Source organism: Micromonospora sp. DT63 (assembly GCF_049841615.1).
In the GTDB taxonomy this organism is placed as follows: Bacteria; Actinomycetota; Actinomycetes; order Mycobacteriales; family Micromonosporaceae; genus Micromonospora.
On record NZ_JBNCKQ010000006.1, the window covers coordinates 450,090 to 461,782 of the forward strand.

10 protein-coding genes are annotated in these 11,693 nt (G+C 73.6%); all 10 read left to right on the top strand.

The features are described 5' to 3' along the window. Positions 1 to 48: 48 nt before the first annotated feature. A complete protein-coding gene (locus ACLQ27_RS23520) occupies positions 49 to 2,016 on the top strand; it encodes a hypothetical protein (protein ID WP_425868713.1) in 1,968 nt (655 codons plus the stop codon). A gap of 95 nt (positions 2,017 to 2,111) precedes the next feature. After that, entirely contained in the window at positions 2,112 to 2,663 is a 552-nt protein-coding gene (locus tag ACLQ27_RS23525) for an acyltransferase (protein WP_357497683.1), read from the top strand. Continuing rightward, complete coding sequence (locus ACLQ27_RS23530) at positions 2,656 to 4,254, top strand: lipopolysaccharide biosynthesis protein (RefSeq protein WP_425868625.1); 1,599 nt, start codon at positions 2,656 to 2,658, stop codon at positions 4,252 to 4,254. The genes ACLQ27_RS23525 and ACLQ27_RS23530 overlap by 8 nt, the downstream gene beginning before the upstream one ends. 69 nt (positions 4,255 to 4,323) lie before the next feature. Next, complete coding sequence (locus ACLQ27_RS23535; protein ID WP_357497817.1) at positions 4,324 to 5,619, top strand: O-antigen ligase family protein; 1,296 nt, start codon at positions 4,324 to 4,326, stop codon at positions 5,617 to 5,619. Further along, positions 5,616 to 7,265, top strand: a complete 1,650-nt coding sequence (locus ACLQ27_RS23540) for a lipopolysaccharide biosynthesis protein (RefSeq protein ID WP_425868627.1) — start codon at positions 5,616 to 5,618, stop codon at positions 7,263 to 7,265. The genes ACLQ27_RS23535 and ACLQ27_RS23540 overlap by 4 nt, the downstream gene beginning before the upstream one ends. Further along, entirely contained in the window at positions 7,249 to 8,151 is a 903-nt protein-coding gene (locus ACLQ27_RS23545) for a sulfotransferase domain-containing protein (RefSeq protein WP_357497819.1), read from the top strand. Before ACLQ27_RS23540 ends, ACLQ27_RS23545 begins: the two co-directional genes overlap by 17 nt. Next, positions 8,148 to 9,410: a hypothetical protein gene (locus ACLQ27_RS23550; RefSeq protein ID WP_425868629.1), complete on the top strand. Its 1,263-nt coding sequence runs from the start codon at positions 8,148 to 8,150 to the stop codon at positions 9,408 to 9,410. Before ACLQ27_RS23545 ends, ACLQ27_RS23550 begins: the two co-directional genes overlap by 4 nt. Before the next feature lie 215 nt (positions 9,411 to 9,625). Then, complete coding sequence (locus ACLQ27_RS23555; RefSeq protein WP_357497689.1) at positions 9,626 to 10,102, top strand: UDP-N-acetylglucosamine--LPS N-acetylglucosamine transferase; 477 nt, start codon at positions 9,626 to 9,628, stop codon at positions 10,100 to 10,102. Then, a complete protein-coding gene (locus tag ACLQ27_RS23560; RefSeq protein WP_425868631.1) occupies positions 10,099 to 10,761 on the top strand; it encodes a glycosyltransferase in 663 nt (220 codons plus the stop codon). The genes ACLQ27_RS23555 and ACLQ27_RS23560 overlap by 4 nt, the downstream gene beginning before the upstream one ends. Further along, entirely contained in the window at positions 10,758 to 11,678 is a 921-nt protein-coding gene (locus ACLQ27_RS23565; RefSeq protein ID WP_425868633.1) for a glycosyltransferase family 2 protein, read from the top strand. Before ACLQ27_RS23560 ends, ACLQ27_RS23565 begins: the two co-directional genes overlap by 4 nt. The last annotated feature ends 15 nt before the right edge of the window (positions 11,679 to 11,693 follow it).

An 11,693-nucleotide genomic window follows, 5' to 3' on the forward strand; every position in this document is an offset into this window, starting at 1 on the left:
CATCCATCTTGGAGGCGCAGCGTGCCCAAACTCTCGCACTCGTGGCGTTTGTCAGTACGACGTCGTACTCGGGCGGGGGTGGTCGCTCTGGCGGTCGTCGCCGCGGTGCTCAGCGTGCCCTCGGTGTCCTCGGCGGCAGTGGTACCGGTGCCCGAAACCGCGACCCTGGTGTCCGCGAATCCCAGCGACTCGACCCCGCACGCCCGTGACGGCGAGACCCGCGCCTTCGCGCAGGTCGGCAACACCGTCTTCGTCGGCGGCAGCTTCACGCAGCTCCGACAGACCGCCAGCTCCGCGTGGGTCACGCAGCGCTACCTCTTCGCGTACGACCGCACCAGCGGCACCATGTCCACGACCTTCCTGCCGGTGCTCGACGGCGCGGTCAACACGTTGGTCGCCGGCCCCGGCGGCACGTTGATCGTCGGCGGCGCCTTCAAGACCGTCAACGGCGTCTCCCGCAAGAACCTGGTCGCGCTGAACCCCGCGACCGGCGCGATCGTCGACAGCTGGGTCGGGCGTTCCGACGGCGGCGCCGTCCGCGACCTGGTCCTGTCGGGCAGCTGGCTCTACGTGGCCGGCGCGTTCAACTGGCTCAACGGCACCGCGCACGCCGGCCTCGCCCGGCTCAACGCGACGACCGGCGCGATCGACCCGACGTTTGCCGTCGACGCCACCGTCGGACGCAACGGCACCTCGTCGTACGTGTGGACGATCGACGTCACGCCGGACGGCCACACCCTGGTGCTGGGCGGCAACTTCACGCTCGTCAACGACCTGCCGCGCAACCAGATCGCGCTCGTCGACCTCACCAGCACGCCGACGGTGCTGGACTGGAGCACCGAGAAGTACGTGTCGCCGTGCGCGTCCCCGGCCACGTTCGTGCACTACGTGCAGGACGTGAAGTTCGGTGAGGACGGCAGCTGGTTCGTGGTCGGCTCCAACGGCGGCGGTGGCTGGCCGACCGCCTACTGCGACGCCCTGGCCCGTTTCGAGACCCCCGCCCGGGGCAGCGGCCAGCTCGCCACCTGGCTCGACTTCACCGGCAACGACACCATCACCTCGGTCGAGGTGGCCGACAACGTCATCTACCTCGGCGGTCACTTCCGGTGGCTGAACAACCCGAACGCCAGCGACACCGCAGGCAACGGCGCCATCGACCGGCTCGGCATCGGCGCGGTCACCCCGGCCACCGGCCTTCCGGTCAACTGGAACCCGCGCCGCAGCGGCAGCGCCTCGATGCCCGCCGGCACCACCGCCTGGGGCTCCGCCGTGCCGGTGCTCTGGCGCGGCTCGGACGGCCTCTACTTCGGGCACAACTCCGACGGGATGGGCGAGGAGTACCACGGGCGGCTCGGCATGTTCCCGCTCGCCGGCGGGCGTACGTTCACCGCGAAGAACCCGCCGTCGGCGACCACCGGCAACCTCTACCTGGGCACCGCACCGGGCACGGTGACCAAGGTGCCGTTCGACGGCGCCGCGCTGGGTGCCTCGACAGCGGTCAGCCAGCCCGCCTACACCGCGGCCGGCGCGACCTGGCGGGTCGACGACCGGATCTACTGGGCGCACACCGTCGCGGGCACGCCCACCGGCAGCCGGATCGACGTCTCGCTGTTCAACGGCGGCGCGATCGGGGCGCCGTGGGAGGCGTCCGGCTACAACGACTGGTACAACCCGGCGTTGCTGACCGGGGCGTTCTATCTCGACGGTCGGCTCTACTACACCCGCACCGGCACCAACAACCTCTACTACCGCTACTTCGAGATCGACGGCAACTACCTTGGCGCCACCGAGTTCGCGCTGCCCACCACGGGTGTCACCTGGTCGAGTGTGCGCGGCATGGCCTGGGTCGGCGGTCGAATCGTCTACGGTGCGACCGACGGCACGCTGCGCAGCGTGCCGTTCGATCCGACGGCCGCGCCGACCGCCGTGGTCAACGGCGCCACGGCGACAGTCATCGCCGCAGCGACGCCCGAGTTGTCCTGGTCTACCCCCTCGATGTTCTTCTCCGTGCAGTAAGGGTCAACCGTTTGTAACTGAACATCGGTAGATTGTTCGTGTTGGGTCGGCGGCGGGAGCACCGTCGCCGGCCCCACGATGTGGGGGAGGGGTCGTTGGTCGGCGCCGCTGGCATCCGCGCGAAACGCGCCGTGCACCTGGTCTTCGCGCTCAAACGCGTGTGGTACAGGCTGCGCTACCGGCGCCTCACGCTCGGCCGGGACGTGGAGATCCGAGGTCGGATCCGGCTGCGCCGGGGCGTACGGGTCAGCATCGGCGACCGGAGCCGACTCAACAAACTGGTCCGCTTCGCCGGCCCCGGCGAGGTGCGCATCGGCGCCGACTGCCTGCTCAACGCCACCTGGATCGGCACCTGGACGTCGGTGACGGTGGGAGACAGGTGCCTTCTGTCCGACTGCGAACTCCTCGACAACGACTTTCACAACCTGCCGCCCGGGCAGCGGCACGCCCCGCCCGGCCCGGCCACGCGGGCCCCGATCGTCCTCGAGGAGAACGTGTGGGTCGGCGCGCACGCCCTGGTCCTCAAGGGAGTCCGCGTCGGCCGGGACAGCGTCGTGGGCGCGGCGACGGTGGTGCGCGCGGACGTGCCACCGGGCGTCGTCGTCGTCGGCAATCCTCAACAGACGGTGAAGAAGTTCCATGACTGACACGACACCCGCCCCCTGGCCGACGGACGGCCCGTCCGCCGGCACCGCCCGTGCCGTCACGCTCACCGACCTGCTGCGGGTGCCGATGCACCGGCTGCGACTGGTGGTAGCGGTAGCCCTGGTCGGCCTGCTCGCCGCCCTCGGCTACGTGCTGCTCGTCCCGGCGGCGGTGAGCGCGAACGCGGTGGTGGCGGTCCGCCCGGTGGTCACCGACGCCTTCACCCCCAGCGGCGCGGGCGCCGACCGCGCCGTCAACATGAACGTGGAGAGCGGCCTCGCCACCGGCACCCAGGTGGTCCAGCGTCTCGCCGACGCCACCGGCGGCGAGCCACGCGACATCCGCAACGCCCTCGAGGTCGAGGTGCCCACCGGCGGGCAGATCCTGCGCTTCACCTATCAGGCGTCCAACGCGCAGCGGGCGGTGCAGGGAGCCAACCTCGCCGCGCAGGCGTACCTCGACGTGCGGCGCACCATGTACGAGCAGCAGCGCGCCGAGATGCTGCGCTCCTACGACGCCAGCATCACCAAGGTCGCCGCCCAGCAGGCCGCCGTGCAGAAGCGGGTGAGCAGCGCCAAGGGCACCGCTGTCGGCGACGCCGCGCTTGCCGAACTGTCCGGAATCAACAACCAGCTCACCCAGCTCAACGCCGCCCGCACCGAGATCGCCGCGGTCGACGTCAATCCCGGCTGGATCACCCAGACCGCCGAGCGGGCACTGGCCACCTCCGCCGGGCACCGGCCGCTCTACCTGGTCGCCGGCCTGCTCGGCGGCGCGCTGATCGGTGTCGTGCTGGCGTACGTCTGGGAGTCGACCGACCGGCGGGTCCGCTCGGTCAGCGACGCTCGGGATGCCAGCGGCCTGCCGCTGCTCGGCACGGTGCGCCGGGCCGGTTTTCGGGGCAGCCCCCGGGCCGTCGACGCGGACATCCGCTACGTGGCGATGGCGGTGGCCGAGCGGGTGCGCCAACCGGCCCGGGTCGCGCTGGTCACCGCCCGCGAAGACGCCACGGCACTCACCGCCGGGCTGGCCGTGGCGCTCGCCGCGGACGGCCGGGAGGTCTTCGTGGCCGACGACAGCGGGCGCGTGGAGCGCCTGCGCGCCGTCGTCCTCGCCGACCGTGGGCGGCTGCCCATCGACCCGTCCCGGCCGCTGGTGCCCAAACCCCGACCGGCCGGCACGCCGAGCCCGGCCGGCGCCACCGCGGAGAGTCCGGCGCCTCGGCGGCCCTCCCCGCACCCGCCCGGCGCCCGCCCGTCCACCGACCCGGACGCCACGCTGACCCTGCCCCGGGTGGCGTCCGGCAACTCCGAGAACGGCCGGCCGGCGTCTGCGGACGAGGTGACCGTGGGGGTCGGCAGCGTCCGCTTCGGCACCTGGCGCCAGGGCGCGGACCACGGGCTGGTGCTGTTCAACGCCCCACCGGCGGAGTCCGACGAGCGTGGCGTGGCGGTGGCCCGCCAGGGCGGCGCCGTGGTGGTGGTCGAGCGGGACCGCACCCGCCAGAGTGATCTGCGGCGGCTCGTCGAGCGTCTGCGCGCCGCCGGGGTCACCCCGCTGGGCTTCGTGCTGACCCGCAACGGCCGGGCCTGATCCGTGTCGGTCACCCGCGCTCCGGCCACCGAGCCGCCACCCGGCGAGGCCGCCGCCCCCCTCGGGCCGGTGCCGCCGCCCCCACCCCCCGCCCGGCTGCCGCTCTGGCCGCTGGCGCTGACCTTCGGGCTGGTGCCGCTCTGGTGGTCGCTCGGGGCCTTCTACCTGGGCTGGCCGCTGCTGGGCGCGCTGCTGCTCGCGTTGCTGCTCACCCGGGGTCGGGTGCCACTGCCGCCGGCCGCCGGCATCTGGCTGCTGTTCCTGGCCATCGTGGTCGTCAGCGCCACCCAACTGGCCTCGCCGGCCTCGCTGCTGACGTTCGCCCTGCGGTTGGCCTTCTACCTGACCGCGCTGGTGGTCGGGGTCTACGTCTACGCCGCCGCCCGGGAACGCGCCGACCTGGTGGCGGTGCTCACCCCGCTCTGCGCGTTCTGGTTCGCGCTGGTGGTGCTGGGCTGGCTCGGGGTGCTGGTGCCCCGACTGGGGATGACCACCCCGATGGAGGTGCTGCTGCCCGGCGGAGTGGCCCGTACCCCGTTCATCCGGGACATGGTGCACCTGAGGACCGCGGAGTACAGCGAGCGCTCGCTCAACCCCATCTACCGGCCGGCCGCGCCGTTCTCGTACACCAACAACTACGGCAGCGCGTACGCCATGACCCTGCCCTGCGTGGTGGCGTACACGATGCTGCGCCGCCGGGGGCTGCTGCGCTGGATGCTGCTGGCGTCCCTGCCGCTGTCGCTGGCACCGGCGTTCCTCACGCTGAACCGGGCGATGTTCCTCAGCCTGGGCGCCGGGCTCGCGGTGCTCGGGGTGCGGGCCAGCCTGCGCGGCAACGTCCGGGTCGCCGCGTCCATCGTCGGCGTGGTCGTGATCGGCGCGCTGGCCACCCTCTTCATCCCGATCACCGACCTGATCAGCCAGCGCGTCGACTCCAGTGACACCAACACCGACCGCCTGTCGCTCTACACCGAGGTGATCCGCCGCGTACAAGATTCGCCGTGGCTGGGCTACGGCGCTCCGGTGAACGTGGACACGGTCTCCGCGGCCGCGCCGATCGGCACCCAGGGGCAGCTGTGGATGGTGTTGTTCAGCCACGGCGTACCGGCGCTGGTGTGTTTCCTGGGCTGGTTCGTCGCCGCCGCGGTGATCTGCGCGCGGGCGACCTCGGCGGCGGGGCAGTGGCTGGCGGTGGTGCCGGTGGTCTGCCTCGTGCAGGTCCCGTTCTACGGCATGGCCAACCAGAACCTGTCGGTCGCGTTCTTCGCTGTCGCCTTCGCCATGGCGCTCGCCGAACGGGAACGGCTGGCGAGCGGGCAGCGCCGACGCCTGCCGCGTCCGCCCGCTACGGCGGTGCCGGCATGACCGCCGCCACCCGACCGCCGGCCGGCGCCGGCCCCGACGGCCCGCACCGCTCGGGGGCGCTCGCCGAGAGCACCGTCGACATCGGCACGGCGGAGACGCGCCGCAGCGCACGCAGCGGCGTGGCCGGGCTGCTCGGCGCCGCCACCAGCGGACTGTTCGGCTTCGTGCTGGCCGTGGTGATCACCCGGGGGTACGGGACGGCCGGCGCGGGCGCGTTCTTCGCCGCCATCGGCGTGGTCACCGTGGCCACCGCGGTCTGCACGCTGGGCGCGGAGACCGGTCTGATGTGGGCGCTGCCCCGGCGTCGTCTCGGTGTCCCCGGGGACGCGGCCCGGGTGCTTCCGGTGGCGCTGATCCCCCCGCTGCTGGCCGGGCTCGTGGTCGCCGGTGTCGGAGCGCTGAGCGCCGACGCGCTCGCCCCCCGACTCCTGCGGGGCTCGGGCGACGGCGGCCACGCGTTGCTGACGCTCACCTTCGCCGCCGTGCCGGTGGTGGTGGCGATGACGCTGCTGCTGGCCGCGCTGCGCTGCGTACGACCCATCCGCGCGTACGTCGGCGTGCAGTTCCTCCTGCTGCCGGTGGCCCGCCCGGCGCTGGTCGGCGCGGCCGCGCTGGCCGGCGGCGGCCTGCTCGCCGGGATGACCGGCTGGCTGGTCCCGGCGGCGCTGGCGCTGCTGGCCTGTCTCACCCTGGTGGCCGGCCCGCTCGGCCTGGGCCGGGGCGCGGCGCTGCGACCGGGCCGGGCCGACTGGTCGACGTTCTGGCGGTTCGCGCTGCCCCGGGCCGCCTCGGCGGCCATCGACGCGGGCAGCATGTGGGTGGGGGTGCTGCTGACGTCGGTGCTGGCCGGGCCGGCCGACGCGGGCGTGTTCGGCGCGGTCGGCCGGTACGTGCTGGCCGGCCAGCTCGCCATGCAGGGGTTGCGGGTGGCCGTGTCACCGCAGCTGTCCCGGCTGCTGGGCCGTGGTGAGCGGGCCGCCGCCGCGGCGGTGCACCGGCAGTTGACCACCTGGGGGCTGGTGCTGTCCTGGCCGGTGTACCTGCTGCTCGCGGTGTTCGCGCTCGCGTTCCTGCAACTGTTCGGCCCGGAGTTCACCGCGGGCGTGCCGGCGATGACTGTGCTCGCGCTGGCGATGCTGGTGAACACCGGCGTCGGCAACGTGCAGAGCCTGCTCCTGATGGGCGGGCGCAGTGGGCTGCACCTGGTGTCCACCCTGGCCGGGCTCACCGTGACCGTCTCGCTCGGGCTGTGGCTGATCCCCGGGCACGGCGCGACGGGCGCGGCACTCGCCTGGGCCGCCGGCATCGCCACCGAGAACCTCACGGCCGCCGCGTTCGCCCGTGCGGTGGTCGCCGAGCCGCTTGTCGACGCCGCGACGCTGCGCGCGGCGGCGGCCACCCTCGGCGGCGTGGGCCTCGCGGCGGCTGTCGGCGTGCTGGCCGGTGGGCGCGGCCTGCCGGGCCTGGCGGTGTCGCTGGGCGTGCTGCTGGCCGGTTGCGTCGGCTTGTTGACGTTGCCCCGGGTGCGCGCCGGCATCCGGGTGACCATGAGGCAGATCCGTGGATCCGACGACGCGGCCACGGCCGCCGGGTCGGCCCGGAATCGACGAGAGGCAGGTGAGGGCCATCGTGGCGTCCATCCGTGACCGGGTGAAGCAGTTGGTGCCGACCCAGGTGACCACCCGGGTGAAAGAGTCCCTGGTCGACTACGGGGTGCGCACCAGTGACCGGCGACCCCTGCCGGACTTCCTGATCATCGGCACCAAACGGGGCGGCACCACCTCCCTGTGGAACTACCTCATCCAGCACCCCCTGGTGCCCCGGCTCTTTCCGGCATGGAACACCAAGTCGGCGCACTACTTCGAGGAGCACTGGGGTCGCGGCGAGGCGTGGTACCGCTCGCACTTCCCGACCGAGCGGCACCGCGAGGCCCTCGCCAAGCGACACGGCGGGCCGGTCCGGGTCGGCGAGGCCGCCCCGCTCTACATGTTCCACCCGCTCGCCGCGCAGCGGGTCGCCGCGCTGATGCCGACCGTGAAGCTGATCGTGCTGCTGCGCGACCCGGTCGAGCGGGCGTACTCGCACTGGAAGGAGCGCCGCACCCACGGCATCGAGCCGCTGGACTTCGCCGCCGCGCTGGCCGCCGAGCCGGAGCGTACGGCGGGGGAGCGGGAGCGGCTCATCGCCGAGCCGGAGGCGTTCAGCGAGGCGTACGACTGGTACACGTACCGGGCGCGGGGGCGTTACCTGGAGCACCTGGAGCCGTGGCTGGAGCGCTTCGACTCCGAGCAGATCCTCTTTCTGCCCAGCGAGGACCTGTACCGCGACTCCCGCGCCACGTACCGGCGCACCCTCGACTTCCTCGGTCTGCCGCCGTACGACCTGCCGAACTTCAAGGTCTACAACGACCGGCGCTCCGCGCCGCTGGAGCCGGCGGTCCGCGCCGAGCTGACCGACTACTACCGCCCGTACAACGACGCGCTGCGTGAGCGGCTCGGGTTGGACCTCGACTGGGCGGACCGGGCGGCGTGAGCACCGGGGTCACCCCGGCCACCGATCCCCGGTCCCGGGTGGACGGGCTGGGCTGGGTGAGCCGCGCGGTGTTCCCGGACGACCGGGTCGGCCTGACGGTGGGTGGCGCGCTGCCGGCCGGGCATCGGGCGGTGGCCCGGTACGCGGTGGTGCCGTCGGTGGCCCGGGCCCGGTTCCTCGTGCCGCTGGGCGCACCCCGGGCCGGTGCGGCGTCGTTGCTGGCGTACAACGCGTTGCGGCCGCCGAAGGTGCGGGCGCTGCGGGCCGCGCTCGGTGGGCTGGCCCGGTTCGGCGGGGCGGGTCTGGCGCCGTTTCCGACGTTGACCGTGTCGGTGCCGGTGGGGGCGCCCGTGACCGAGCTGCTGCTCACCGAGCGGCTCGCCGACGCGCTGGGCGGTACGCCGCTGCTGGCGGCGTGCGGTGTCCGTCCGCCGGACCCGAACGTCAAACCGACCCTGCAACTGTTCACCGTCGACGGTCGTCCGCGCGGCTACGCGAAGATCGGCTGGAACGACGCCACCCGGGCGCTGGTCACCGCCGAGGCCGGCGCGCTGCGGGCGTTGCGCGCGGTCAGCGGCGTCGTCGACCATCCGGCGCCGCCGGGGCTGCTCACCGAGACGGCGTGGGCCGGTCAGGCGGTCGCGGTGATCGAACCACTGCCACCGGACGTACGAGGCGTGCCGGCCGACGACCCGCCGCGGATCGCGGCGTTGCTCGCGGTCGCCCGCCGCGGGGCCCCGGCCGGGGTCCCGCGAGCGCTGGGCTCCTCGACGTTCCTGACCCGGTTGGCCGCCCAGGCCGAGCGGGCCGCCGCGGCCGGGCCGGCCGGGGCGCGGGCGGTCGCCGCGGTAGCCGCGCTGGGCCGCCGGCACGGCGACACGGCTGTCGAGTTCGGCCACTGGCACGGCGACTGGGTGCCGTGGAACCTGGGCACGCACGACGGCCGCCTCGTCGCCTGGGACTGGGAGCACAGTGGTCCGGACGTGCCGGTCGGCTTCGACCTGGCGCACGACGCCTTCCAGCGGTCGCTGGTGCTGCGCGCCGAACCGGCTGCGGTGGCGGCCGTGGCGGTGGACGGGCAGTTGGGTCGGCACGGTGCGCGGCTCGGCCTGGGCCCGGCACAGTGCCGGCTGGTGGCCGACGCGTACCTGTTGGAGATGTGGCTGCGGACGTGGCGGCTGGCGGACGCCGGCGCCGGGTGGAACGGCGCGCTGCATCCCGCACTGTTGGACGTCATCGAGAAACGACATAGCGACTGAACTGGAGAAAGCGCGACGCCGGGTGCGCGTCGTAGAGTGACGACAAAATGGCAGGTCGTGACGACGATCGATGGCTGCGGGGCCGACAGTGGGCCTGACCATGCCGAGTGGAGATCGTCGCCGCGCTCCGGTCGCAGTATTCAGCGACCGGGAAACCTGTGATCTGCTTCTGCCTGGCGTGAATCGGAATTCCAAGCGAACTTGTGGGGAGTCGCGTGGACACGAACAACGACGACGAGTCGCCGGTGTTGCTGCTGGTGGGATCCAGCGGCGGCCACCTGGCCCAACTACTTGCCCTGCGGCCCTGGTACGAACGGTGGCGGCGTTGCTGGGTCACCTTCGACACCCCGGAGGCGGTGTCGCTGCTGACCGGTGAGGATCTGGTGCCGGCGCACCACCCGACCACCCGCAACGTGCCGAACCTGCTGCGCAACGCGCGACTGGCCTGGCGGGTGCTGCGGGGTCGGCGGGTCGCCGCCGTGGTCACCACCGGCGCCGGGGTGGCCGTGCCGTTCGTGGTGCTGGCCCGCCTGCGTCGCATCCCGACCGTCTACATCGAGGTGTACGACCGGATCGACACCCCGACGCTGACCGCCCGGCTCTGCCGGCCGTTCCTGTCCGCGATGCTCGTGCAGTGGGACGAGCAGCGCCGGCAGTATCCGGAGGCCATCGTCGTCGGGACCCTGCTGTGAGGCCGGAGACGGGCACGGCCCGCCGCGACACCGTTTCCGGCCCGTCCCGGCTGCCGCGCCAGCGCGACACCACTGACGTCGAGCAGACCCGGCTGCTCGTCGCGGTCGGCACCGACAAGCACCCCTTCGACCGGCTCGTGGACTGGGTGGCCCGGTGGCACGCGCAGGCCGGGCCGGTCGGGTTGACGATGCAGCACGGCCACACCGCAGCGCCGCCCCTGCCGGGCGCGGTGCCGTTCCTCGGTCACGACGCCCTGCAACAGGCGATGGCCGACGCGGACCTGGTGGTGTGTCACGGCGGCCCGGCGACGATCCTGGAGGCCCGCCGGCACGGGCACCTGCCCATCGTGGTGCCCCGCGACCCGTCGCTCGGTGAGCACGTCGACGACCATCAGCAGCTCTTCGCGCGCCGGCTCGGCGCGGCCGGGCTGGTGGCGCTCTGCGAGACCCAAGAGGCGCTGCACGACGCGCTCGCCGCCGGGCAGGCCGACCCGTCCCGGTACGCGGTCGCCGCCGACCCGGCCGCGCACGAGGCCCAGCGCGCGGCCGTCGCCCGGGTGGGGCAGATCGTGGATGACCTGGTGGCCCGCTCGGCCCGACGCCGACCGCGCTGGCGGGCCTGGTCGCGATCCGGGCAGAGCACGGAGGAGACCCGATGATCCGACAGCCGAGCGTCAGCGTCGTGGTGCCCACCCGGGACCGCCCCGAGCTGCTGCGCGCCGCCCTCGCGGCGATCCTCGCCCAGGAGTACCCGGGCCGGATCGAAGCAGTTGTCGTGTTCGACCAGTCCACGCCCGACGAGTCGCTGACGGCCCTCGCCGGGCCGGACCGGGCGGTGCGGGTCATCAGCAACGGGCGCGCGCCGGGGCTGGCCGGGGCGCGCAACAGCGGCACCCTCGCCGCCGAGGGTGAGCTGATCGCGTTCTGCGACGACGACGACGAGTGGTTGCCGGGCAAGCTGGCCGCCCAGGTCGACGCCCTGGCCGCCGACCCGGCGGCCGAGTTCGTCTGCTGCGGCATCCGGGTCAGTTACGACGGGCACACCGTCGACCGGGTGCTCGACAAGGACCGGATCACCCTCGACGACCTGCTGCGGGACCGGTTGACCGAGCTGCACCCGTCCACCTTCCTGATCCGCGCGACGGCGCTGCGCGAGGGCTTCGGCCTGGTCGACGAGGAGATTCCGGGCAGTTACGCGGAGGACTACGAGTTTCTGCTGCGGGCCGCCCGCAGCGCGCCGCTGATCAACCTGCCGACGCCGGCGGTGCTGGTGCGCTGGCACAAGCGCTCGTACTTCGCGCAGCGCTGGGACACCATCTCCGAGGCGTTGCAGTGGCTGCTGCGGCGCTACCCGGAGTTCGCCACCCAGCCGGCCGGCGCGGCCCGCGTCGCCGGGCAGATCGCGTTCGCCCAGGCCGCCTCCGGTGACCGCCGGGGCGCGCTGCGCTGGGCGGGACGCACGCTGCGCAGCAATCCCCGTGAGCCGCGGGCCTACCTGGCGCTCGCGGTCGCCGGTCGCGTGGTCCGGGCCGACGCGGTGCTGCGCACCCTGCACAAACGCGGCCGGGGCATCTGATTCTCCGCGCGAAGC